Here is a 24,587-nt window from a genome sequence, read left to right on the forward strand (position 1 = left end):
ACCGGCACAGCGCAGCGTCACCGGGAAGCGCCGCCGGCGCTGGGCGCCGCGCACTATACCCCCAGCGCCCGGCCATCGCTGCGCGGGTCGTGCGCGCCGGTAAGCTGCCCGCCGGCATCGATCCGGATCGCGCCCGGATGGCCGGCCAGCTGGCTTTGCGCAGGGATCGGGCTCAGTTGATGGCCGCGCGCGGCAAGCTCGCTGAACACCGGCAGGCCGGCATCCTGTTCCAGCTTGAGGCTGTCGCGGCTGTCCGAGAAGGTCTTGCCCAGCAGGAAGCGCGGGCGGCGCAGTGCCGTCAGCGGATCCATGCCGTAGTCGATCATCCGTGTCAGCACCGCGGCCAGTGTCTGCGGCTGGCCGTCGGCGCCTTGCGTGCCGTACAGCAGGTGCGGCTGGCCCTGCTTCAGGTAGATGCCGGGGTTGAGGGTATGGAATGGCCGCTTGCCGCCGCGCAGCACGTTGGGGCTGGCGGGATCGAGGCTGAACGATGCGCCGCGGTTGTGCCAGAGCACCCCCGTGTCGCCGACGACAAGGCCGCTGCCCCAGTCGAAATAGACGGTCTGCAGCATGCTCACGCAGCGGCCCTCGCGGTCGGCGGCGCCGATGTAGACCGTGTCGCCGGGCTTGAACACATGCGGCCACGCCATGGCGCGGTCCATGCGGATGCGGCGCGCGTGGGCGTCGAGATTGGACCTGGACAACAGCCGGTCCAGCGGCACGTCGACAAAATCGGGATCGGCGACGTACCGGTTGCGGTCCAGGAACGCCAGCTTCACCGCCTCGACCAGCAGGTGGTAATAGTCTGCGCTGCCTTCCGGGATGCCGGATAGATCGAACCGATCGAGAATGCCCATGATCTCCAGCGTCGTCACGCCTTGCGTGGGCGGACGCAGGCCGAGCAGTTCGCCGTCGCGGTAGGCGACGCGCAGCGGCGCTTCTTCGCGCGCCTGGCATCGCGCCAGGTCCTGTTCGCGCAACGGCGAGCCGGCCTTGGCCAGCCCGGCGGCAAGGCGACCTGCGAGGTCGCCCTCATAGAATTCGCGCCCGCCCTGTGTCGCCACCCGGTCCAGGGTGCAGGCCAGCTCGGGCTGGCGGAACATTTCACCGGGCCTGGGCATGCGGCCGTCTGGCATGAAGACCCGGCCGAAGCCATTCCAGCCTGACAGGTCCGCCGAGCGGAACTCTTGCCAGAAGCACTGCGATGGGGTGACAGGGAACCCGTTGGCGGCGTACTCGGTGGCCCGCGCCAGCAACGCCGACCACGACTGCGTGCCGCCCCACTGGTCCCGGCTGAAGGCAAAGGCGCGGTCCCAGATCGCAACGGTGGCGGCGGCAGTGAGGGCCGCTGCCGGGCCCCGCAGCGGAATGGTGCCGGCATAGCCCGAGGTCTCGGACGCGGCCTGGCCGATGCCGGAAAACGTGCGCACATTGCCGCCGCGGTCGCTGACCACCAGGAAGGCGTCGCCCCCCAAGCCGGTAAAGTGGGGGTATGTCACGCTCAGCACCGCGCCGATGGCAAGCGCCGCCTCGATGGCATTGCCCCCGGCTTTCAATACCTCCAGCCCCGCCTGGCTGGCCAGTCCATGCGGGCTCGTGACCATGCCCGCGGACGAATGCGCCAGCCCCGCGCGCCCGGATTGCGCCGGCTCCTGCGCCAGTTCCTGCCCCACGGCAGGCAATACCGTGCTGCCCGCCAGCGCGGCCGAGCCGGCCAGGAATGCCCGGCGCGACGTGCCGGTGCCGCAAGGATCCACTTCACCCAGAAATTCCATACCCACTTCCCCCGGATACGCGGCGGCCGGCCGACGCTGGCATTCCCTGCGCGCCGGCAGCCGCGATAACGATTCGATGATGGCGCCGGGTCATGCCGCGCCTTGCACGCAAACCCGGCAGGACGCGTCGGCTCAGGTCTCGGTCTTCCAGCCCTGCCATGGGCGTTCGGCAACGGATTCCGGCGCGGCGTAGCGATGCTTGATCCAGGCATAGGCCGGTCCGAGCGCATTCATGGCGATCACCGCGCCGAGCGCGACAACGGGATCGCCCGGCACCGGGCCGAAGCCGCCGAACAGCGTTGCAAAATACGAGGCAAAGCCAAAGAACATGCCGGGGATGAAGCGCAGCGTGACGAACACGCGTGCGAGGTACATCATCGAAGCGTTGAGCGTGAACAGGATCACCATCTCCGCCACGATCAGGGCTGGGCCGGAGAACTGCTCGGCTGCCTGCCGGAAGCAAAGCACGATGACAAAGGCAAAGAGCGAGCCCACCGGCAGCGTCGGCCAGATCTTCTTCAGGTTCTCCGGCGTGGGGCCGCCCATGGCAAAGGTCGCGGCCCAGCTGATGAAGATGGCCCATGGCGGCAGGTGCGAGGCATGCGCGGCAATGGGAACGGTGGTGATGGCAAGCAGTGAGGCCACGACTTCGGCAGGCAGCTTTCTCATGATCGACTCCTTGATGGACGGGGAACGGGCATTACTGTCAGTGTGGGCAGCACCGGTGCCGATGGATCTCGCAGCGATGCTGCGTGACGACGGTGATCTTGCCGCGCTTCACCACCCACAGCCGCGGCGGGATGTCGATCAGCGCATCGGCCACCTGGAAGGTATCGAGGACGACCAGGTCAGCCTGGCGCCCGACCTTGAGGCCATAGGTGTCGTGCAGGCCGATCGCGCGCGCGGCGTTGTGCGTGCCCATGTCGAGCACCGCGAGCTGGTGCTCGGGCACGCCGAACTGGGCCACGTGCGCCAGCATGTTGCCGATCTGCAGCATGTCGGCCTTGCCGAACGGCGTGAAGGCATTGCGGATATTGTTCGAGGAATACGCCACGTTGACCCCGCCGCTGTGCAGGGCCTTCACCGGCGCCAGCCCGCGGCGCTGGTTCTGGACGTCCTTGCGGCCGCCGAGATAGAGATCGGTGGCGGGCAGCGTGACGATGCTGATGCCGGCCTCGCGGATCTGCTCGATCAGCGGCTGCAGCTGCGCCGCGTCAAGCGCGCCCAGGCTCGTGACATGGCCCAGCGACACGCGCCCCTGGTAGCCGGCTTCGATGGTCTTCTGCGCGATATATGACACTGCGGCAAAGCGCTGGTCGCCGGTGTCGTCGGCAAAATCGGCATGCATGTCGACCGGCGCGTCATAGCGTTGCGCCAGTTCGAAGACCATGTCGATATGGCGCATGGTGTCGGCCCAGCTCAACTCGTTGTACGGGCAGCCGCCGACCACATCGGCGCCCATGTCCATGGCCTCTGTCATCAGCTCGCGGGTGCCCTGCGATTTCAGGATGCCCTCTTGCGGGAAGGCCACGATCTGCAGGTCGAGCAGATCGTGGTACTCCGATTTCAGCGCAAGCAGCGTCTCCACCCCGATCAGCCCCTGGATCAGGTCGACATCGGGATGCGCGCGGATCGCCACCGTGCCGTTCCTGACCGCCATGTCCAGCACCTGGCGCGAGCGGTCCAGCACATCCTGGCGCTGCTGCTTGCTTTTCAGGATGCCGGTGACGCGGATGGCTTCGTCCAGCGTGCCGAAGCGCGCCGGCAGACGGCGGTGCAGCAGTGCCTTGTCCAGGTGCAGGTGCGCTTCGACCAGCCCCGGGATGACCGCGCGGCCGCCGGCCTCGATCACTTCATGCGCCGGCACGTCGATGCCGGGCTCGATGGCGGCGATGCGGCCGTCGCGGATGGCGATATCGGTCAGGGGCGCGTCGTCGCGAACGCAGGCGTCCCGGACCAGCAGATCCAGCTGCATGGCTTGTCTCCTCAGGTCTTGTTATGCAGGCGAAGTCAGGGCTTCGCTACCTGAAGCGTAGGTGCCGGGGCGGCATCACTGCATCAGGATTGGCTGAATTCGACCTAAGGATTTTCCTAGACGCACCGCAGCAGATCCGCAGCAGACTAGGCGGCGTCCCCGGCTTCGGCGAGCAGGCCGTGGCGGATGGCGTAGTGCACCAGCCCGGCAGTCGAAGCGATATCCATCTTGCCGAGGATGTTGGCCTTGTGGGTGCTCACCGTCTTGGCGCTGAGCGACAGCGCCGCGGCGATCTCGTTGATGCCCAGCCCCTCGGCCAGCATCTGGAACACCTGCAGTTCACGCGCCGTCAGGCGTGCATGCGGCAACATGGCATCCGGCTGCCGGGCCTGGCTGACGAGCTTGTCGGCAATCGCCGGCGAGACCGCGGTACCGCCGCGCGCCACCTTGCGGATGGCACCGAGCAGCTGGTCGGACTCGACATTTTTAGTCAGGTAGCCCGCCGCGCCCGCGCGGATAGCCTGCACCGCATATTGCGACTCGCGGTACATGCTCAGCACCAGGATCGGCAGCGCCGGATGGCTGGCCCGTATCTGCTGGATCAGCAGGATGCCGCTGCGCCCTGGCATCGACATGTCCAGCAACAGCACGTCCGGCACCTGCGCGCGCAGCAGCGCCAACACTTCGCAGCCGTCGGCGGCTTCGGCCACCACCTGCATGTCGGGCACGGTGGAAAAGATCTTCTTGAGCCCGTCGCGGATGATGGTGTGGTCGTCGGCAAGCATCAGGCGGAGCATCTTGCCCCTCCGTTGCCGGCAGCGCCGGCATTGGGGATCTGCGCCTCGACCTGGGTTCCGCCGCCCTTCTCACTGGTTACCGTCAGCTTGCCGCCCAGCATCAGCGCACGCTCGCGCATCCCCAGCAAACCCAGGCTGCGGCGATGCCCGGCCCTGGACGCATCGATGCCGCGGCCGTTATCGGCAACCACCAGCCGCAAGGTCCCGCCGGCCTCGCTCAGTTCAACCCGCACGCGATTGGCGCGGCCATGGCGGCAGGCATTGGTCAGCGCTTCCTGCGCGATGCGAAAGACCGCGGTGCTGAGCTCGGCGCCGATGTCGCCGACGGGCTGCAGCGCCAGCTCGCAGGCGATGCCGCCACGCTCGGAAAAAGACTCGGCCAGCCACTCGATCGCCGCGGTCAGCCCCAGCTCATCCAGCAGCGGCGGGCGCAGGTCTGCCGCAATGCGCTGCACCGCGTCCACCGTCGAATCCGCGATCTGCTTGAGCATCTGCAAATGCTTGCGGCACGCGTCGCCGGCATCGGGGCCCTGCTGCGCTTCGATATAGCTGAGACCCAGGCGCAATGCCGTCAGGGACTGGCCCAGCTCATCGTGCAGCTCGCGTGAGATCCGGGTGCGCTCGGCCTCGCGCACGGACTGCAGGTAGGCGGACAGCTCACGCAGCTGCGCGCGCGAGTCCAGCAACTCCTGCTCGGAGCGCTTGCGGTCGGTAATGTCGCGCGAGATGCCGACCGTGCCGACGACCGCGCCGTCCTGGCCCCGAATCGGCATCTTGATCGTATCGAACCAGCGTAGGCTGCCGTCCTGGCCGTGACGGCATTCCTCATAGCGCCGGCGGATGCCGCTGGCCACCACGGCCTTGTCGGTGCCCAGGTAGACCTGTCCCCATTCCTCCGACCACACCTTGTCCGGCGTGCTGCCCAGGATCTCGGCCTCGGACCGCCCGCATGCGGCCATGAAGGCGTCATTGACCAGGACGTAGCGGGAGCCGGCGTCCTTCAGCCAGGCCTGGTCGGGTATGTTGTTCAGTATGGCCCGCTGCAGGTCGACATACGTATCCATGACTTCTCCTTGCAGGGCCTTTGCCTTGTCGGCAGGTGCCCGATTCATGACAGACAAGAATCGATTCATGCCTTGCACGCATCAGACGGCATGGCCTGCCTGCAGCCCCTCGCAGACTATAGCCAGCAACCGGCGGCAATGCGCCTGTCGTTTTCCTCAATGGCTGGACGAAAGCGAACGGCAGTCCGGATCACAGCGCCTTGCGGCATGGTGTCGATCACGGGGCTGTTGGGCAGTTCTTCCGTTCCGGTGGCGTGAAATCTCTGACCCAGGTTTAAGGCAAGCCTTATTGCCGCAGGAATGCGCCAAACCTATCGTAGTAGCGTAACTTCAACCGGCATGCCGGAAAGCCGGAGGGCCGGCCCACAACCTGGCCGTTTGTGCACGCCGCGCATGCCATCACGTCGAGCCCTGCTATGAACGGAAAACAACTAATCAGCACCCTGCGCCACTGGCTGGTGGTGCTTGCATGCCTTGCGGCCCCGCATTTCGCTCATGCGGCCTGCAGTTCCACGCCGGCGATGCCATATCTGCAGGCACTCAGCAACATGGCAGTCGCCGCCAACCTTGCCGTTGGCAGCACCATTCCCGGAACGGTGCATTACTACTCGTTCAGCGGCACCTGTGCCAACGTGCCGCCGTACGTGGTGGCCGGCGCTCCCATCATCTCCTGCTACTACGGCAGCGGCACTGAAGTCATGCCCGGCGTCTACTCCACCGGTGTCGCCGGCATCGGCATCCGGCTGCGCAATGCATCGGGTCAGCCCATGACCAACGCAGCCGGCGTGAACTGCGATACCCGCAGCGCAAACCTTGGCAACCTGGACGCCAGTCTGAACTATTCGGTGTCGGTATCGGTGGAATTCGTGAAGACCGGGCCGATCACCTCAGGCAATCTTGATCCCACCCAGACCCGGTTCGGCTTCGGCGTCTACAAGGGCAGCACGGCAGGGGGACTGGGTGGCGTCAGCAACTACATCGGCTTCAGCGGCAACGTGACCCCGCGGGAAATTGCCTGCAACACCAACTACCCCCCCGTGGTCAACCTGCCTGTCATCAGCGCCGGCACGCTCGCAAACCAGGGTGCGGGCGGCAATACGCCCTTCGCCATCCAACTGACCTGCAGTGGCGCGGCGATTGTTGGCATGACACTGGACGGGGCCATAGGCACGCCGGTAGCCTCGGCCGCGAATGGCATCCTTGGCATTGGCAATGCCGGGACGGGCGGCATGGCCAGCGGCGCAGGCGTGCAGATCGTCAATGCGAGCGGCACCGCGCCCGTACCCCTGCAGGTGCGCAATGCGATGCGCAACATCGCGCCCAACGTCCCCGCCACGTACCGCTTCGGCGCACGCTACGTCGGCCTGGGCGGCACGCCCTCCCCGGGGACGGTGTCGAGCGCGATGGTCTTTACCATGGATTATCAGTAGCGCGCAGGGAAGCCGCGCGGCGAAGGACTACAATAGGCGGTTGCAGTCCTTGAAGGCTTTCGCCATGTCTGACCATCCCCGCTTCACCATCAACCGTTCCATGGTCGCCCTGGTCCCGGAACAGCCGTTCCTGGACTGGATCCAGGCGGTCGATCCCCAGCCGGTGGCCGGCCTCACGCTAGAGCAGGTGCGCGAGGACCAGAGCGTGTTCCTGCTGCCAGAAGAACTTGCCGATACGCACGACAATGCCTTGCGCTGGGTCGAGAAGCGCTGGCAGGAATTCTTTGAATTCATGCTGGGCGAGTGGTTCGACGACTCGATGTGGCCCGAGGAACTGTCGCTGCAGATGTTCCGCGAGTGGTTCAGCGTGCGCTACCACTCGATGGTGTTCGACATGGCGCCTGACGTGCCGGTCATGCACGATGACTGGGACGACGAAGACGACGCGTCCGAGATGCTGCACTAGGAACACGGATCAGGAACCCGGCCGGCAGAGCTCCGGCCCGGGTTTCAGCGTCGCCAGGGACGCCTCAGAGGAAGCGGTCGAGGATCTTGCGGCTGTGCTTGTCCAGCGCCATCAGGTCGCGGATCAGATAGTGGATGCCGTGCGTGTCCGATATCAGCAGCGTGCTGCCGGCCAGGCGCCGGATCGCCTCTTCGCCGCGCAGCACCAGCTCGGTCTGGCCGCGATCGGTCTGCACAGTCCACACGCTGGGCGTGGCGTAGGTCGACACGCTGACGATACGCTGGATCTCCGGCATGAACTCGCGCGAGGCGAGTTCTTCTTCGATCATGCCGCGCTCGGCCGCCGGCAGATCCTCCAGCCGCGGAATCCACACCACTTCATGCCCGTCGGTGCTCATCAGGCCGATGCCGCCCTGCGGTGCGGAAATCGGGAAGGCGCGCACCGGCACCACGCCTTCGTGGACGGTGCCGTCCTCGGCGATCAGGACCAGGCGGCCAAAACGATTGCGATCTAGCGTAAACATGGGCGTCGGCGTGGTGGCGGGGATGTCATTGGGCATTGGCGGCCTCCGGCGTTTCGACCGCTTCGTCTTCGCCGTCACCGTCCTCGGTGTCGACATTGCGCGCCTGCGCCTGGTACAGCTTGTAGTACGCGCCTTCGCGCAACAGCAGCTCATCGTGGCTGCCGACTTCGACGATCTGGCCGCGGTCCATCACCACCAGCCGGTCGGCCTTGCGCAGCGTCGACAGGCGGTGCGCAATGGCGATGGTGGTACGGCCCTGCACCAGGTTGTCGAGCGCCTTCTGGATTTCCTTCTCAGTGGCGGTGTCGACCGACGAGGTGGCCTCGTCCATGATCAGGATACGCGGGTTGATCAGCAGCGCGCGCGCGATCGAGATGCGCTGGCGCTCGCCGCCCGACAGCGCCTGGCCACGTTCACCGACCAGCGAGTCATAGCCGTGCGGCAGGCGCAGGATGAACTCGTGCGCATGCGCGGCGCGCGCGGCGGCGATGATCTCTTCGCGCGTGGCGTCGGGCTTGCCGTAGGCAATGTTGTCGGCAATCGTGCCGAAGAACAGGAACGGCTCCTGCAGCACCAGGCCGATATGGCGGCGGTACTCCGACACCGGCAGCGAGCGGATATCGACGCCGTCGACGCGGATCGCGCCCTCGGAAACATCGTAGAAGCGGCAGATCAGGTTGACCAGCGTGCTCTTGCCCGAGCCACTGTGTCCCACCAGGCCAATCATCTCGCCCGGCTCGATCGACAGGTTCAGCCCGCGGATCACCGCGCGGTTGCCGTAGCGGAAGCCCAGGTCGCTCATGTCGATGGCGCCTTCGACCTTGTCCAGCTTCACCGGGCGAACCGGCTCCGGCACGCTCGACACATGGTCGAGAATGTCGAAGATGCGCTTGGCGCCGGCCGCGGCCTTCTGCGTCACCGAGACGATCCGGCTCATCGAATCCAGCCGGGTATAGAAGCGGCTGATATAGGTCAGGAACGCCACCAGCACACCCACCGTGATGGCGCTGTGCGACACCTGCCAGATGCCGAACACCCACACGATCAGCAGGCCGATCTCGGTCAGCAGGGTGACCGTCGGCGTGAACAGCGACCATACCGCGTTGACGCGGTCGTTGATCGCCAGGTTGTGCTTGTTGGCCTCGCGGAAGCGCGACACCTCACGCTTTTCCTGGGCAAAGGCCTTGACCACGCGAATGCCGGGGATCGTATCGGCCAGCACATTGGTGATCTCGGACCAGATCCGGTCGATCTTCTCGAAGCCGTGGCGCAGGCGGTCGCGCACCAGGTGGATCATCCAGGCGATAAAGGGCAACGGCACCAGTGTGACCAATGCCAGCCACGGGTTGATCGACACCAGGATCACCGCCGTCATGACGATCATCAGCACGTCGGTGGCAAAGTCCAGCAGGTGCAGCGACAGGAAGACGCAGATGCGGTCGCTTTCCGAGCCGATGCGCGCCATCAGGTCGCCGGTACGCTTGCCGCCGAAATATTCGAGCGACAGCTTTAGCAGATGTTCATATGTATTAGTACGCAGATCGGCGCCGATGCGCTCCGATACGCGCGCCAGCAGGTAGGTGCGCGCCCAACCCAGCGACCAGGCCACCAGCGCCGCGCCCACCAATCCCGCCAGGTACAGGCGCACCAGCCCGTAGTCGATCGGCACGCCGTTCTGGAACGGGATCAGCACCTTGTCCATCAGCGGCATGGTCAGGTACGGTGGCACCAGCGTGGCCGCGGTGGACAGCACTGTCAGCAGGAAGCCCGCCAGCAGCTGCCACTGGTACGGCCGGGCAAAGCGCCACAGGCGCAGCAGCGCCCAGGTCGACGGCGGGGTTTCCAGCTCCCGGCTGCATTGGGGGCACTGTTCCTCGTCCGGCGGCAGCGGCGCCTTGCAGGTCGGGCACAGCACTTCGCCCGCCTCGCCGGCCGGGCGCGCGCCGGCGGCATCGCGCTGGGCTTCGAACTGGTCGGCCAGCCGCAGCGCGGCCGGATTGTAACCAAGCGTATATCGCCAGCTGGCCAGCCGGCCCTCCGGACCGCTCAGTTCCAGCGCGCCCACCCCCGCATGGTCGGTGTGCGACAGGCGCAGGGTGGGCCCGATGTTCCATTCCCGCACATTTTTTTCACCGGGAGCCCGGGCAACGATGCGCTGGTCGGTCACAACCAGCCACCCTTGGGTAAAATGCAGCTTCGCGTCGAGGTCCAGAGCCAGTCCGGCCAGGACGGTCTCGCCGGGTCGGAGCCACGATCCGGATTCAGCCCGCCAGGGCTCGTCGGCAGCAGGGGCGGTAGGGACAGGCAGGGAGGACTGGGTCATGGATGGCGCGGCGTGCGTCCAGGGGGTACGGACATAACTTGAAACAAATTTAGGCCGGGCACGCTCTGGCGGCCCGCGAATTCGCCCGCAGTATACATAACGACGAACGCGCGGGTACTCCTGATGCACTGCACAATCACTTTTACACGAAGAAAGTCAACCCGCTCTGTGCTGTAACGTTACTGAAAGGTTAGGCTTCCATTTCTCGGGCGGTTCCGCCCACTGCCTCAAGCTAATTCAATGAAAAAGAAGGACATTGAGATTTTCGATGTCATGTCGCTGCGCGGCCCGAATATGTGGACATATCGGCCCGTCCTGGAGGCATGGGTCGATATCGGGGAACTGGAGGACTTTCCCTCCAACACGATTCCGGGGTTCTACGAGCGCCTGTCGGCCTGGCTGCCGTCGCTGATCGAGCATCGCTGCAGTATCGGCGAGCGCGGCGGCTTCCTGCAGCGCCTGAAGGAAGGCACCTGGCCCGGCCATATCCTGGAACACGTGACGCTTGAGCTGCAGAACCTGGCAGGCATGCCGGGCGGCTTCGGCAAGGCGCGCGAGACCCCGGTGCGCGGCGTCTACAAGGTGATCGTGCGCGCCTGGCACGAGGAAGTCACCCGCGTCGCCCTGTTCGCTGCCCGCGACCTGGTCATGGCCGCGATCGAGGACCGTCCCTTCGACGTCCCCGCCGCCGTGGACAACCTGCGCCGCCTGGTGGACGAGCATTGCCTGGGCCCCAGCACCGCCTGCATCGTCGATGCCGCGGACGACCGCGACATCCCGGCGCTCCGCCTGTCGGACGGCAACCTGGTGCAGCTGGGCTACGGCGCGCGCCAGCGCCGCATCTGGACCGCCGAGACCGACCGCACCAGCGCCATCGGCGAGAGCATCTCGCGCGACAAGGACCTGACCAAGAGCCTGCTGGAATCCTGCGGCGTGCCGGTCCCTGAGGGCCGCATGGTCGATTCCCCGGCAGACGCCTGGGACGCCGCCGAGGACATCGGCGTGCCGGTGGTGGTCAAGCCCTATGACGGCAACCACGGCCGCGGCGTGTTCACCAACCTGATGACCCGCGAGGAAGTCGAGACCGCCTACGGCGTGGCCATCGACGAAGGCAACGGCGTCATCGTCGAGCGCTTTATCCCCGGCAACGAGCACCGCCTGCTGGTGGTGGGCGGCCGCCTGGTGGCCGCCGCCATGGGCGAAACCGCCAGCGTGGTCGGCGACGGCAAGTCCACCATCGACGAGCTGATCGAGCTGCAGATCAATTCCGATCCGCGCCGCGGCACCACCGAGGACCATCCGCTGAACCGTGTGCGGCTGGACTCGGCCGCGCGCCTGGAACTGAAGCGCCAGGGCATGGACGCCAGCACGGTCCCGCCCGAAGGCCGCGCCGTGCTGATCCAGCGCAACGGCAATGTCGCCTTCGACGTCACCGACCGCGTGCACCCGAGCGTCGCCGCGCATGCGGCGCTGGCCGCGCGCGTGGTCGGGCTGGACATCGCCGGCGTGGACCTGGTGGCCGAGGACATCTCGCGCCCGCTGGCCGAGCAACGCGGCGCCATCGTCGAAGTCAACGCCGGCCCTGGCCTGCTGATGCATATCAAGCCGGCCGAAGGCACGCCGCGCCCGGTGGGCCGCGCCATCGTCAACCACCTGTTCCCTGAGTCCGATGACGACCAGGGCCGCATCCCGGTGGTGGGCGTGACCGGCACCAACGGCAAGACCGTGGTGGCGCGCCTGGTGGCGCGCCTGCTGCAGCTGTCGGGCAAGCATACCGGCCTGGCCTGCAGCGACGGGCTGTTCCTGGACCGCCGCCAGGTGGAAAGCGGCGATCGCGCCAACTGGGAATCGGGCCATCGCATCCTGATGAACCGCGCGGTCGAGGCCGCCGTGTTCGAGAACGACAGCGGCAGCATCCTCTCCGAAGGCCTGGTCTATGACCGCTGCCAGGTCGGCGTGGTCACCAATTTCGACCAGCCCGACCACCTCGGCGACTACTACGTCGAGGACGAGGACCGCATGTACAACGTGCTGCGCACGCAGGTCGACGTGGTGCTGGAGACCGGCGCGGCCGTGCTCAACGCGCGCGACGAACGCCTGGTGGAGATGGCCGGGCTGTGCGACGGCGACGTGATCTTCTTCGGCCTGACGCCGGAGCTGCCCGCGATCGTGTCGCACCGTGCCGCCGGCAAGCGCGCGGTGTACCTGCGCGAGGGCAAGATCGTGCTGGCCACCGGCACCAGCGAAACCGCGCTGGTGGACGTGGCCGCGGTGCCGCTGACCTATGCCGGGCGCGTCGCGTTCCAGGTCGAAAACGTGCTGGCGGCCGTGGCCGCGGGCTGGGCGCTGGGCATTTCCAACGACCTGATCCGCGCCGGCGTGGTGACCTTCGATGTCGGCCAGGTCGACGTGCCGGGCCGCTTCACGCTGTTCGAGCGCAACGGCGCCACCGTGGTGGTCGACGACGCCCACAACGCGCCCGCGCTGGAAGCCCTGGCAACCGCGCTGGACCGCTTCCCGGCCGAGCGCCGCATGGTGGTCTATGGGGCCGGCGTGCAGCGCCGCGATGAAGACCTGGTGCGCCAGGGCAAGGCGCTGGGCCAGCATTTCGACCGCGTCTTCCTGTGCGAGGACCGCAGCGTCAAGCGCGCCCTGCCCGATGCGGAGGCGCGCGCGCTGCTCAAGCAGGGCCTGTATGAAGGCCGGCGCGTGACCAAGATCATCGACGAAGGCACACGCGCCAGCGCCATTGAAACCGCGCTCGCCCAGTTGGTGCCGGGCGACCTGCTGGTATTGCAGTGCGACGAGGCCGCCACCGGCGCCACCGTCGACCTGGTGCACCACTGGATGGGCCAGCCTGCGCGCCGCGCCTGACGCGGCCCCAAGCTCAACCGCGCATAGAAGACACGGAAACCGTTCTATGGAAGTCTCACGTATCCGGGCCCTGCGGGGCCCGAACCTGTGGTGCCGCCACACCGCCATCGAGGCGATCGTGGCCTGCCAGGATGCCACCAACATGCTGTCGGCGCTGCCCGGTTTTGAAGACCGGCTGCGCGCCCGTTTCCCTGAGATCGGGCCGCTGCGCCCGGACGAGGAATCGGGTGAGCTGTCGCTGGCCCACGTGCTGGAAGTGACGGCGCTGCGCCTGCAGGCCGCCGCCGGCTGCCCGGTCACCTTCAGCCGCACCGCGCAGACGGTCGAGCCCGGCACCTACCAGGTGATCGTGCAATACAGCGAGGAAGAAGTCGGCCGGCTTGCGTTCGAGCTGGCCGAAGCCCTGTGCCGTGCCGCGCGCAATGACACCCCGTTCGATCTTATCGACGCGCTGCACCGCCTGCGCGAGCTGGACGAGGACGTGCGCCTGGGGCCCAGCACCGGCTCCATCGTCTACGCCGCCGTGGCGCGCGGCATCCCCTACCGGCGCCTGACGCAGGGCTCGATGGTGCAGTTTGGCTGGGGCAGCAAGCAGCGCCGCATCCAGGCCGCCGAGACCGACCGCACCAGCGCCGTGGCCGAATCGATCGCGCAGGACAAGGATCTGACCAAGACCCTGCTGCACGCCGCCGGCGTGCCGGTGCCGCTAGGCCGCTCGGTGCGCAGCGCCGAAGAGGCCTGGGCCGCAGCGCAGGAAATCGACGCCCCGGTGGTGGTCAAGCCGCGCGACGGCAACCAGGGCAAGGGCGTGGCGGTGCGCATCCGCACCCGCGAGGAAGTGATGACGGCCTATGAGGTCGCCTCGGACATCAGCTCGGACGTGATCGTCGAGCGCTATATCCCGGGCCATGACTTCCGCCTGCTGGTGGTCGGCAAGCAGCTGGTGGCGGCCGCGCGCCGCGATCCGCCGCAGGTCATCGGCGACGGCGTGCATACCGTGCGCCAGCTGGTCGAGGAAGTGAACCGCGACCCGCGCCGCGGCGAAGGCCATGCGACCTCGCTGACCAAGATCCGCTTTGACGACATCGCGCTGGCCACGCTGGCCAAGCAGAACCTGACCGCCGATTCCGTGCCGGCCAATGGCACGCGGGTGGTGTTGCGCAACAACGCCAACCTGTCCACCGGCGGCAGCGCCACCGACGTGACCGACGACGTCCACCCGGACATCGCCGCGCGCGCCGTGGCGGCAGCGCAGATGGTGGGCCTGGACATCGCCGGCGTCGACGCCGTGTGCGAGACCATGCTCAAGCCGTTCGAGGAACAGGCCGGCGGCATCGTCGAAGTCAACGCCGCGCCGGGCCTGCGCATGCACCTGCAGCCGTCATACGGCAAGGGCCGCGCGGTCGGCGAAGCCATCGTCTCGACCATGTTCTCCGATGGCGACGATGGCCGCATCCCGGTGGTGGCCGTGTCCGGCACCAACGGCAAGACCACCACGGTCCGGCTGATCACCCATATCATGGCCACCAGCGGCCTGCGCATGGGCATGACCGGCACCGACGGCGTGTATGTCCAGGGCGAGCGCATCGACACCGGCGACTGCAGCGGCCCGCGCAGCGCGCGCAACGTGCTGCTGCACCCGGACGTGGACGCCGCCGTGTTTGAAACCGCGCGCGGCGGCCTGCTGCGTGAAGGCCTGGCCTTCGACCGCTGCGACGTGGCAGTGGTGACCAACGTCGGCGAAGGCGACCACCTGGGCCTGTCCTTCATCAACTCGGTGGAAGACCTGGCGGTGCTCAAGAGCGTGATCGTGCAGAACGTCGCGCCGCACGGCATGGCGGTCCTGAACGCGGCCGACCCGATGGTGGTGCGCATGGCCGACGCCTGCCCTGGCAGCGTCACCTTCTTCGCCCACGATCCCAACCAGCCGGCCATGGCCACGCACCGCGCGCAGGGCAAGCGCGTGGTGTTCGTGGACGGCGCCGACATCGTGGCTTCCGAAGGCGATACTGAAGTGCGCATCGCGGTGGCCGAGATCCCGCTGACGCGCAACGGCACCATCGGCTTCCAGGTCGATAACGCGATGTCGTCGATCGCGGCCGCGTGGGCGCTGGGCATCGACTGGTCGATTATCCGCCGCGGCCTGGCCACCTTCGTCAACGACGCGCAGACCGCCCCGGGACGCTTCAACGTGTTCGACTACCGCGGCGCCACGCTGATCGCCGACTACGGCCACAACCCGGATGCCATCCTGGCGCTGTGCAACGCTGTCGAAACCATCCCCGCCAGGCGGCGCGTGGTGGTGATCAGCGGCGCGGGCGACCGCCGCGACGACGACATCCGCCGCCAGACCCAGATCCTGGGCGGCGTGTTCGATGAAGTCATCCTGTACCAGGACCAGTGCCAGCGCGGCCGCGCCGACGGCGAGGTGCTGTCGCTGCTGCGCGAAGGCCTGCAAGGCGCGCAACGCGCCGGCCAGGTCGAGGAGATCCGTGGCGAGTTCCTCGCCATCGATACCGCGCTGTCGCACCTGCAGCCGGGTGACCTGTGCCTGGTCCTGGTGGACCAGGTGGAAGAGGCGCTGGGGCATATTGCCAGCCGCATCGCGCAGGGCTGACCGGCCCGGCGATAAAAAAATGCCAGCTCCGCGGAGCTGGCATTTTTCTTTGCGGCACCGATCAGTGGCGCCCGGGCAGCGACAAGCGCCGCTCCAGCATATGCTGCACGCCCGACAGCCCCGTGCTCAGCACCCAGTAGATCGCCGCCACTGCCAGGTACAGCGGCAACGGCTGGTAGGTGGCCGCGATCACCTCCTGCGCCGTGCGCAGCAGCTCGGTCACGGTGATGACCGATACCAGCGAGGTGTCCTTGATCAGGCTGATCAGGCTGTTGGACAGGCTTGGCACCGCCAGCCGCAGCGCCTGCGGGCCGATCACGTAGCGCAGTGCCTGCGCCGGCGTCAGGCCCAGGCTGTAGGCTGCCAGCCATTGGCCGCGCGGCACGCCCAGGATGGCCCCGCGCATGCTCTCGGACAGGTAGGCGCCGACGTTCAGGCTCAGCGTCAGCACGCCCGCGGGCGTGGGCTCCAGCGCGATGCCGATGCCCGGCAGCCCGTAGTAGACGACAAAGATCTGCACCAGCAGCGGCGTGCCGCGCATGATGCTGACGTAGGTGCGCGCCACCGCCTTGAGCACACGGCTATGGCTGATGCCCATCAGCGCCACCACCGTGCCCAGCATCAGCCCGAACACCATCGACCACAACGCGAACTTGATAGTCAGCAGCGTGCCCTGCAGCAGCACTGGCAGGGAATCGGTGACAAGCTGGAGAGCGGACATGGGCGTGGCGGCGGAAAAGAATGAAAAAGAAAGCGGCGCGGCAGCCATGCAGGCCGCGGCGCCGCGACATGATACCGCCCGGCTTGCTGGCCGGCTTACCTGACTGGCTTACTTGATTGGCTTACTTGATTGGCTTACCGGCGGGCCTGGTCACGTCGGTGCCGAACCACTTCACCGAGAGCTTGCCAAGCGTGCCGTCCTTGCCCAGGTCATCCAGCGCGTGGTTGATGGCCTGCGCGAACTTGGGGTTGTCCTTGCGGAACGGGATGGCCACCTGCGTGGTGGCACCCGGCACGATTGCGCCCTGCCGCAGCGGCAGGTTGGCGGTCTTGACCAGGTAGGCGACCATCAGCCGGTCGTTCAGCGCGGCGTCGACGCGCTGTGCCGCCAGGTCGCGCAGGTACTCAGGCGCGCCGGGATAGGTCTTGACGTCGATGCCCGGCACCGACTTGGCCAGGTCGTTGAAATTGCTGCCCAGGCTGACGCCGAGCTTGTGGCCCTTCAGGTCTTCCAGCGACTTGAACTGGCGGTTGTCGTCCTTGCGCTGGATCAGCTGCGCATCCGAGTAGACGTAGGGCGTGGAGAAGTCCAGCACTTGCTGGCGCTGAGGCGTGACGTTGACCTGGTTGACGATCACGTCGAACTTGCCCGCCTGCAGGCCGGCAATGATGCCGCTCCACTCGGTGGTGACGAACTCCGGCTTCACGCCCAGCTTGCCCGCCACCGCACGCGCCACGTCCACGTCAAACCCTTCCAGCTCGTTCTTCGCGCCGCGGAAGCCGAACGGCGGATACGTGCCCTCCAGGCCGATCTTGAGCACGCCGGCCTGCTTGACAGTATCGAGCAGGTCGGCGGCCTGGGCCGCGGTGGACGCCAGCCCGGCGCCGGCAAGCAGCGAGGCAGCCAGCAGCGACTTGAGCCAGCCAGTACGAATCGATCGCATATGTTCTCCAGTGGATGCGGATAAGCAGTGTGGGGGGCAGACAGCGCCGGAGGCCGCTTGTGAGGCCCGCCGGCCAGTTGTGCTGCTATGAGCCTATATCGGGCTCAACACTACCGCAAACACTATCGAACGCTAAATATTGATTCATTATGGCTAAATAACCGCCGGACCTGACGCGTCTCGGCGGTGGCGCCCTGCCCTTACTGGTAGGCCTTGTCGTTGGGCGCCGCGAACAGCGCCTTCATGTCGGCCGACAGCGGGTAGTTCATGTTGATGCCGCGCGGCGGGATCGGCGCCATGAACCACTTGTTGTACAGCTTCTCGGCACGGCCGCTGGTCTGCAGGTCTGCGATCACGCCGTCGGCCAGCTTCTTGAACGAGGGATCGTCCTTGCGGAACATGCAGGCGTAGTTCTCGGTCTGCAGCGGTGCGCCGACCACCACCCAGTCGCCCGCGCTCTTGGCCTTGGTGCGCTCGCCGTACAGCAGCGGCTCGTCCATGACGAAGGCAGCGGCGCGGTTGGTTTCCAGGATCAGGAAGGACTGGCCGTGGTCCTTGGTGCTGATCAGGTTCATGTTCATGGCCTTCTCGCCGTTCATCTTGACCAGCAGGCGCTCGCCGGTGGTGCCGGCAGTGGTGACCACATTGCGGTCCTTCAGGTCGGTGAACTCCTTCACGCCCGAATCCTTCCTGGTCAGCATCTTGATGCCGTAGACGAACAGGCTGTTGGAGAACGCCACCTGCTTCTGGCGCTCCAGGTTGTTGGTGGTGCTGCCGCATTCGATGTCGATGGTGCCGTTCTGCACCAGCGGGATGCGGTTCTGCGAGGTGATCGGGGTCAGGCGCACCTGCAGGCTGGGCAGCTTGAGTTCGCTCTTCACCTTGTCGACGATCTGCAGCAGGATCTCGTGCGAATAGCCCATGACCTCCTTGCCGTCGGTGTACGAGAACGGGATCGACGATTCGCGATAGCCAAGCGAGATCACGCCGCTGTCCTTGATCTTCTTCAGCGTGTCGCCATCGGCGGCATGGGCGGCGCCGGTGGCCAGCAGCAGCGTGGCGGCCGCAAGCGCGTGGCGGGTGGCGGATCGGTGGGGGTGCAGTGATTTCATGTTCGCTCCTTGTAGTAGGGCTTGGTCAATGAGGCATGTTTCGTGAACGGCGTCGTGTCTTGCGCACGCACGGACACGGCATGAATCAGTACTTGCCTGCGGCGCTATGCGCGCGCAGCATCAAAATCCTCGGCTTCGATAGCCGGACGGCGCCCTGCCAGCCGGTCCGCCAGCAGCCCGGCGCTGCCCATTGCCAGCGTAAAGCCAAGCGCACCGTGGCCCAGGTTCAGCCACAGCCCGGACACCCGCGACGGCCCTACCAGCGGCAGGCTGTCCGGCGTGGCCGGGCGCAAGCCGGCCCACGGCTGCAGCTGCGCCAGCGGCAGGTCCGGCACGATGCCCTCGAACAGCTCGCGCGTCTGGGACACCAGCGTGCCGACCCGCTCCGGGTCGATGCGGGTGCCGCCGCGCACCAGGTCGGCCATGCCCGCCACCCGCAGGGTATTGCCGATGCGCGCGTAGACGATCTTGTTGGCAAAGTCCGTCACGCTGATATGCGGCGCGCGCGCGCCGCTGGCCAGCGGCACCGTGATGCTGTAGCCCTTGAGCGGCCACAGCATCGGCCGCACGCCCAGCGGGCGCAGCAGCGGCACACTGCCGATGCCGCCGGCCACGATCACCACGTCGGCCGGCACCACGCCGCTGGCGGTACGCACGCCGGTCACGCGCCCGCCCTGCTGCAACAGATCTTGCACGACGGTGCCGAAGCGCATCGACACGCCGGCGTGCGCCCCGTCTTGCAGCAACCGTGCCAGCGACAGGCAGAAGCGGTGGCAGTCGCCCACTTCCTCGCTCGGCGTGTAGATGGCGCCGGCAATCTCGTTGTGGATGCCGGCCAGCGCGGGCTCCAGCGCCACGCAGGCATCGCGATCCAGCGCCTGCTGCTCGCAACCCAGGCTGGCCTGGTAATCCAGCAGCCGGCAGGCCGCGTCGAACGCCGCCACATCGCGGTGCACAACCAGTTTGCCGCGCCGCGCAAAATCGAAACCGGCGCCCACATCATCATGCTGGTGCCGGGCCACGAAAGCCTGCATCAGGTCGCGTGAGTAGAACCCCAGCCGCAGCAGCTTGCGCGTGGTGGCTTCACTGGTGGCGGCATTGCAGGCGCCCATGAAGGCTGCCAGCCAGCGCCACTGCGCCGGGTCGGCCGCGGGCCGGAAGCGCATCGGCGAATCGCGCCGCAGCAGCCAGCCCGGCACCTTGGCCATCACGCCCGGCCCGGCCAGCGGCGCCACATAGCTGTAGCTTAGCTGCCCGCCATTGGCAAAGCTGGTCTCTTCGGCCGGCCCGTCGTGGCGCTCCAGCACCGTCACCTGGTGGCCGTCCTCGGCCAGGCGCCATGCCGTCGTCATGCCGACCACGCCGGCGCCCACGATCACTACCTGCATTGCCATCCTTTGATTGCTTCGCCCTGATCCGCCAAAGCGTAGTGCAGGCGGCGCGGATTGCCCAATGCGAATACGTGCCAGAATATGTCATCAGGCTATGGATGCCTGCCCGCTTCCCGGATTGCCATGCGCTTGCGCCAGATCGAAGTCTTCCGCGCCGTGATGCTGACCGGCACCGTCAGCGAGGCCGCGCGCCTGCTGCACGTGTCCCAGCCGGTGGTCACGCGCGTGCTGCAGCATGCCGAGGCCTCGCTCGGCTTCCGCCTCTTCGAACGGGTGCGCGGCCGGCTGCAGGCCACGCCCGAGGCCAACGCGCTCTATGGCGATGTCGAAAGGCTATATGGCGAGATCGAGCGCGTGCGCCGGGTCTCGGAAAGCCTGCGCCACAAGGGCGCCGGGCGGCTGCGCGTGGCCGCCACCCCCAGCCTGGCCAACCCGCTGCTGGTGCCGGCGGTGCGGCGCTTCTGCGCGCGCCACCCGGACACGCAGGTGCAGGTGCTGACCCACCATACCGACGAGATCGTCGGGGCGCTGCTGACCAACCAGATCGACCTGGGCTTTGCCTTTGCGCCGCCGGGCCACGAGGCCATCTCCAGCGAGCCGGTGGCCAGCGGCCGCATGCTGCTGGCGGTGCCGCGCGGCCAGCCGCTGCCTGCCGGCGGGCGCCGCCAGGTGGTGCCGATGCAGCGGCTGATGGAGCGCTCCTTCATCGGCTATGACGACAACAGCTCGCTCGGGCTGCTGGTGCGCCAGACCCTGGCCCGGCACGCGCTGGAGCCGCGCTCGACGCTGGAGGTGCAGACCTATTCGCTGGCGCTGGCCCTGGTCGATGCCGGGCTGGGCGTGACCCTGCTGGACCAGTACACCGCGCTCAGCGCCAGCCCGGAGCGGGTCGCGCTGCATGACGTGGCGCCGGTGCTGCCGTTCGAGATCCAGATGCTGCGCGCCAGCCACCGCGCCGGCTCCAGCCTGGCCGACGACCTGCGCGCGCAGTTTGCGCTGGCCGCCGGGGAACTGGCCGCAACGCTGCCGCAGCGGCTGGAAGCCCCGGCCGCCAGCTTTGACGCCGCGCCCCGGAGCCGCGATTGACAGCCGCGCTCGCCGTGCACCATCATCAAGCCGCCTGCAGGCACAACCTGCATGCGCCAAACCGCCTATGTTCGTCCTGACCCTGATCGCCCTTGTCCTTGTCAGCGCCTTTTTCTCGGTCTCCGAGATCGCGCTGACTGCCGCCCGCCGCACCAAGCTGCAAGTCCTGTCGGAGCGCGGCGATGGCCGCGCCACGCGCGTGCTGCGGCTCAAGGAAGAGCCCGGGAATTTCTTCACGATCGTGCAGATCGGCGTCAACAGCGTGGCCATCCTGGCCGGTATCCTCGGCGAGAAGCATGTGTCGGACCTGCTGCTGGAAACGCTGTCGCCCTATATGCAGGTGGTCCATGCGCAGCGCACCGCCAATATCGGCTCGTTCCTGATCGTGACGCTGCTGTTTATCCAGTTTGCCGACCTGATCCCCAAGCGCATCGCCATGACCTTCCCCGAGCGGTGCGCGCTGGCGGTGATCGACCCGATGCTGACGCTGCTGCGCGTGCTCAAGCCGCTGGTCTGGATCTTCAACGCCGCCGCCGATGCCACGCTGCGGCTGCTGCGCCTGCCGACCAAGCCGGTCGACCAGATCACTACCGAGGACATCGCCGCGATGGTCGATGCCGGCGCCGAGGCGGGTGTGCTGCACAAGCACGAGCTCCATCTGATCGAGAACGTGTTCGAGCTCGAGTTCAAGAGCATTACCGCGATCATGACGCCGCGCGACGACGTGGTCTACCTGAGTCTCGACGAACCCGCCGACAGCGTGCGCCGCAAGCTGGTCAACCAGCCGCACGCGCAATACCCGGTGTGCGGGCACGACCTCGACGACGTGCAGGGCTATATCGATTCCAAGGACATCCTGCAGCTGCTGCTGGCCGATGAAAGCGCCGCCGCGATCGGCAATATCGGCCGCCACCACGACAAGAACGTGCTGGTGATCCCCGACACGCTGACCCTGTCCGAGGCGCTCACGCGCTTCCGCGAGATGCACCAGAACTTTGCCGTGGTGATGAACGAGTACGGGCTGGTGGTGGGCATCGTCACGCTGGACGATATCGTCGGCGCGCTGATGGGAGACATCCTGTATTCCAGCGAGGACGAGCAGATCGTGCGGCGCGACGACAGCTCCTGGCTGGTCGACGGCCTCACGCCACTGGTGGACCTGAAGAAGGCGCTGGATCTCGACACCCTGCCCGGCGAAGACTATGTCGACACCGCGGCCGGGCTGGTGATCTACGCGCTCAAGCGCATCCCGAAGAAATCCGAGTCGATCACCGTGGCGGGCTTTCGCTTCGAAGTGCTGGACATCGACCATCACAAGATCGACCAGCTGCTGGTGTCGCGCCTGCCGCAAGCGCCGGAAGCTGAAGCGCCAGCGCCGCTGGCGTAGGCGCGACGGCCTGCCGGTAGCGCTCCAGCGTATCCGGCAGCCGGAACCACGCCACATAGCTGAACGCCACCACCACCGTTGCCGCCGCCACCGCGCCCAGCCGCCATGGCGCCACCGATTCCTTCGGCGCCGGCACATGCAGCGTGCGGTAAGCCGTGCCGAGCAGCGCGATCCATGCCAGCCCCAGCGCATAGCCTGCAGCGACATCCGACAGCCAGTGCATGCCCAGGTACAGCCGCGATACCCCGATCGCCGCCACCGCCACCACGGTCAGCGCCAGCACCGGGATGCGCACGCGCCACGGCTGGCGCAGGCACATCAGGAAGGCCAGGAAGCCATAGGTGACCATGCTGCTGGTGGCGTGGCCGCTAGGGAAGGAATACGATTCCAGGCCGCTGTAGATGCTGGCCGGGCGCACGCGCGCCATGCCCAGCTTGAGCGCCATCACGCAGGCGCGCGCACCCAGCAGCGCGGCGGCCCAGTACAGCGCCACCGTCCAGGCGCGCCGCCAGCACAGCCACGCGAACACCGCCACGCCCACCGCCACGGAAATGCGCGCGCCGCCCAGTTCGGTCACGGCCACCATCGCGATATCGAGCCAGTCGGTGCGCAGGGCACGCAGCCATGCAAACACGATCTGGTCGATGCGCACCACGCCCCCGCTTTCGGCGACCTCGCCGGCCAGCCAGAACAGCGCGCTGCCGCAGGCCAGCAGCACGGCGCCGGCCAGCAGCACCACCAGCAGCTCGGCCATGTCACGCTCGAGCACGCGCAGCGTGAGCGTTGTTACACGCCTGCGCCGCGGTTGTGCAGCCACGCGCGCGGACAGCGCGTCGGCGCCCCACACGCGCCACCGGTCCAGCCAGCGCACCACCGGCCGCAACAGCGCCACCAGCAGCGGCACCAGGCTCAGCAGCAGCACCGTCACCAGCGTGAACAGCGCAAGCAGCCCCAGCGCCGTGCCCGGCGTGAGCCAGGCCTCGGCGAAGGCGCTCGCGCGTGCCGGCACGTCAATCACGGGACGCGCCCGCCGCGCCGACGATGCGGGCGATATTGGCGCGAGCCGGCGCCTCGCAGTCGGCAAATGCGTCGGTCAGGAAAAGTTGCGGGCGCTGCGCCAGCTTGCCCAGGAACGCCGCGCGGCGGCGCATGAATTCAGTCTCCAGCGCCTCCCCCTGGAGACCGGTGCGCGCGGCCAGCAAGGCGCGGTTCTCGGCGAACACGTCCAGGCTATGGGCATCGAACATTGCCGGCGCCGCGGCCAGCCTGAGCAGGTCGAGATCGAGCACGGTTTCGGCGCCGGCAATGCTTGGGCCATGGCCGCGCGTATCGAGCACGATCTGCGCGGCACGGTCCAGCACCGCGCGGTCCTCGCCGGGCGCCACCGTTTCGATCAGCGCCGCCGACGCCGCCTCGTTGTGCTCGGACCCCGCCACATAGACCGCGTCGTGGCACAGCACCGCCAGCGCCTGTGCGCGGTCCAGCGCAATGCCGCGCGCGTGGGCGGTCTCGAACATCTCCAGGATATGGCGGCGGTCGTGGTAGTGCCGGTAAGGCGTGTCGTGCAGCGCCAGCACATCGAGCACCGCCTGGCGCGGCAGGAAGTCCAGGCACGCCAGCGCCGCGGGCCAGGCGGGCGCAAAGCGCGGCACCTCGCCCTGCGGCGTGGCCACCGGCTCGCTGAACACATCGGCGCGGCGCACCCACAGCAATGAGGGATCGCGCATCGCGCGATAGACCACCACCGGCGCGAGATCGGCCTCGAAGCGGCCGATGCCGACTGCCGTGTAGGCGCCGCCCTTGTAGTGCCGGTACGGCATGCCGGCGACCAGGTTGGGGTCGGCCGGCAGTTCGGCCAGATCGCCGTGGAAGACCGGTGCTGGGGGTTGGCTGGCGGGTGGCTGTGTCATGGTGCGGCATCCTGCGTTGCGGATCGCCATGATAGTGCACCCGGCAGCGCGTCCGGTATGGAGGCCAGTGCGGCAGCCCATGCCCGCCACATGAAAAACTGGCCTCGGAAAAACAAAACCGACGCGCACTGTCGTGGGTGTCGGCCGATCTCGCGTCTGTCTTGAGGCCAGGAACTGCGATTGCAGCGACGAC

19 protein-coding genes are annotated in these 24,587 nt (G+C 67.4%); 6 read left to right on the plus strand and 13 right to left on the minus strand.

Annotation, left to right across the window (positions count from 1 at the left end; translation table 11 throughout):
- Nucleotides 1-53 precede the first annotated feature (53 nt).
- The 5 genes from ACW4E8_RS26680 to ACW4E8_RS26700 form a co-directional block, all read right to left on the minus strand.
- Nucleotides 54-1,775: a gamma-glutamyltransferase family protein gene (locus tag ACW4E8_RS26680; RefSeq protein ID WP_456807254.1), complete on the minus strand. Its 1,722-nt coding sequence runs from the start codon at nucleotides 1,773-1,775 to the stop codon at nucleotides 54-56.
- A 132-nt stretch (nucleotides 1,776-1,907) separates the two neighbouring features.
- Complete coding sequence (locus ACW4E8_RS26685; protein ID WP_456807255.1) at nucleotides 1,908-2,444, minus strand: DUF1097 domain-containing protein; 537 nt, start codon at nucleotides 2,442-2,444, stop codon at nucleotides 1,908-1,910.
- A 37-nt stretch (nucleotides 2,445-2,481) separates the two neighbouring features.
- Nucleotides 2,482-3,750, minus strand: a complete 1,269-nt coding sequence (locus ACW4E8_RS26690; protein ID WP_456807256.1) for an amidohydrolase family protein — start codon at nucleotides 3,748-3,750, stop codon at nucleotides 2,482-2,484.
- 146 nt (nucleotides 3,751-3,896) lie between these two features.
- The gene (locus ACW4E8_RS26695; RefSeq protein WP_456807257.1) at nucleotides 3,897-4,547 is read right to left on the minus strand and encodes a response regulator; all 651 of its coding nucleotides are present in this window, start codon (nucleotides 4,545-4,547) and stop codon (nucleotides 3,897-3,899) included.
- Nucleotides 4,535-5,611, minus strand: coding sequence for a PAS domain S-box protein (locus ACW4E8_RS26700; protein ID WP_456807258.1), 1,077 nt, complete (start codon nucleotides 5,609-5,611; stop codon nucleotides 4,535-4,537). Before ACW4E8_RS26700 ends, ACW4E8_RS26695 begins: the two co-directional genes overlap by 13 nt.
- Before the next feature lie 416 nt (nucleotides 5,612-6,027).
- On the opposite strand from ACW4E8_RS26700, the gene ACW4E8_RS26705 reads away from it, so the two are divergent.
- Together ACW4E8_RS26705 and ACW4E8_RS26710 are read left to right on the plus strand one after the other, a co-directional pair.
- A complete protein-coding gene (locus ACW4E8_RS26705; protein WP_456807259.1) occupies nucleotides 6,028-7,041 on the plus strand; it encodes a fimbrial protein in 1,014 nt (337 codons plus the stop codon).
- Nucleotides 7,042-7,105: 64 nt separating this feature from the next.
- Nucleotides 7,106-7,507: a hypothetical protein gene (locus ACW4E8_RS26710; RefSeq protein ID WP_010812974.1), complete on the plus strand. Its 402-nt coding sequence runs from the start codon at nucleotides 7,106-7,108 to the stop codon at nucleotides 7,505-7,507.
- 64 nt (nucleotides 7,508-7,571) lie between these two features.
- On the opposite strand, the gene ACW4E8_RS26715 is transcribed toward ACW4E8_RS26710, so the two are convergent.
- Both ACW4E8_RS26715 and ACW4E8_RS26720 read right to left on the minus strand, forming a co-directional pair.
- Nucleotides 7,572-8,066 carry a cyanophycin metabolism-associated DUF1854 family protein gene (locus ACW4E8_RS26715; protein ID WP_456807260.1) on the minus strand — a complete coding sequence of 165 codons (495 nt, stop codon included), beginning with the start codon at nucleotides 8,064-8,066 and terminating at the stop codon, nucleotides 7,572-7,574.
- The gene (locus ACW4E8_RS26720) at nucleotides 8,056-10,353 is read right to left on the minus strand and encodes a cyanophycin metabolism-associated ABC transporter (protein WP_456807261.1); all 2,298 of its coding nucleotides are present in this window, start codon (nucleotides 10,351-10,353) and stop codon (nucleotides 8,056-8,058) included. Before ACW4E8_RS26720 ends, ACW4E8_RS26715 begins: the two co-directional genes overlap by 11 nt.
- Before the next feature lie 240 nt (nucleotides 10,354-10,593).
- On the opposite strand from ACW4E8_RS26720, the gene cphA (ACW4E8_RS26725) reads away from it, so the two are divergent.
- Together cphA (ACW4E8_RS26725) and cphA (ACW4E8_RS26730) are read left to right on the plus strand one after the other, a co-directional pair.
- Nucleotides 10,594-13,227, plus strand: coding sequence for a cyanophycin synthetase (cphA, locus tag ACW4E8_RS26725; RefSeq protein WP_456807262.1), 2,634 nt, complete (start codon nucleotides 10,594-10,596; stop codon nucleotides 13,225-13,227).
- A 46-nt stretch (nucleotides 13,228-13,273) separates the two neighbouring features.
- The gene (cphA, locus tag ACW4E8_RS26730; RefSeq protein WP_456807263.1) at nucleotides 13,274-15,844 is read left to right on the plus strand and encodes a cyanophycin synthetase; all 2,571 of its coding nucleotides are present in this window, start codon (nucleotides 13,274-13,276) and stop codon (nucleotides 15,842-15,844) included.
- Between the two features lie 61 nt (nucleotides 15,845-15,905).
- Here the strand turns inward: cphA (ACW4E8_RS26730) and ACW4E8_RS26735 are convergent, their stop codons facing one another.
- From ACW4E8_RS26735 to ACW4E8_RS26750, 4 genes are all read right to left on the minus strand, one after another.
- Nucleotides 15,906-16,565 (minus strand): amino acid ABC transporter permease, encoded by a 660-nt coding sequence (locus tag ACW4E8_RS26735; protein WP_456807264.1) that lies wholly within the window; start codon nucleotides 16,563-16,565, stop codon nucleotides 15,906-15,908.
- 121 nt (nucleotides 16,566-16,686) lie between these two features.
- Nucleotides 16,687-17,508: a transporter substrate-binding domain-containing protein gene (locus ACW4E8_RS26740; RefSeq protein WP_456807265.1), complete on the minus strand. Its 822-nt coding sequence runs from the start codon at nucleotides 17,506-17,508 to the stop codon at nucleotides 16,687-16,689.
- A 200-nt stretch (nucleotides 17,509-17,708) separates the two neighbouring features.
- The gene (locus ACW4E8_RS26745; protein ID WP_456807266.1) at nucleotides 17,709-18,620 is read right to left on the minus strand and encodes a glutamate/aspartate ABC transporter substrate-binding protein; all 912 of its coding nucleotides are present in this window, start codon (nucleotides 18,618-18,620) and stop codon (nucleotides 17,709-17,711) included.
- A gap of 104 nt (nucleotides 18,621-18,724) precedes the next feature.
- Nucleotides 18,725-20,008: a D-amino acid dehydrogenase gene (locus ACW4E8_RS26750; RefSeq protein WP_456807295.1), complete on the minus strand. Its 1,284-nt coding sequence runs from the start codon at nucleotides 20,006-20,008 to the stop codon at nucleotides 18,725-18,727.
- A gap of 126 nt (nucleotides 20,009-20,134) precedes the next feature.
- On the opposite strand from ACW4E8_RS26750, the gene ACW4E8_RS26755 reads away from it, so the two are divergent.
- Together ACW4E8_RS26755 and ACW4E8_RS26760 are read left to right on the plus strand one after the other, a co-directional pair.
- A complete protein-coding gene (locus ACW4E8_RS26755) occupies nucleotides 20,135-21,097 on the plus strand; it encodes a LysR family transcriptional regulator (protein ID WP_456807267.1) in 963 nt (320 codons plus the stop codon).
- 67 nt (nucleotides 21,098-21,164) lie between these two features.
- Nucleotides 21,165-22,484, plus strand: a complete 1,320-nt coding sequence (locus ACW4E8_RS26760; protein WP_456807268.1) for a hemolysin family protein — start codon at nucleotides 21,165-21,167, stop codon at nucleotides 22,482-22,484.
- Here ACW4E8_RS26760 and ACW4E8_RS26765 read toward each other — a convergent pair.
- Entirely contained in the window at nucleotides 22,366-23,502 is a 1,137-nt protein-coding gene (locus tag ACW4E8_RS26765) for a phosphatase PAP2 family protein (RefSeq protein WP_456807269.1), read from the minus strand. The two genes, ACW4E8_RS26760 and ACW4E8_RS26765, sit on opposite strands and share 119 nt — an antisense overlap.
- A complete protein-coding gene (locus ACW4E8_RS26770) occupies nucleotides 23,495-24,424 on the minus strand; it encodes a DUF1653 domain-containing protein (RefSeq protein WP_456807270.1) in 930 nt (309 codons plus the stop codon). Before ACW4E8_RS26770 ends, ACW4E8_RS26765 begins: the two co-directional genes overlap by 8 nt.
- Nucleotides 24,425-24,587 lie beyond the last annotated feature (163 nt).

The sequence above is a fragment of the Cupriavidus sp. CP313 genome, assembly GCF_054072015.1.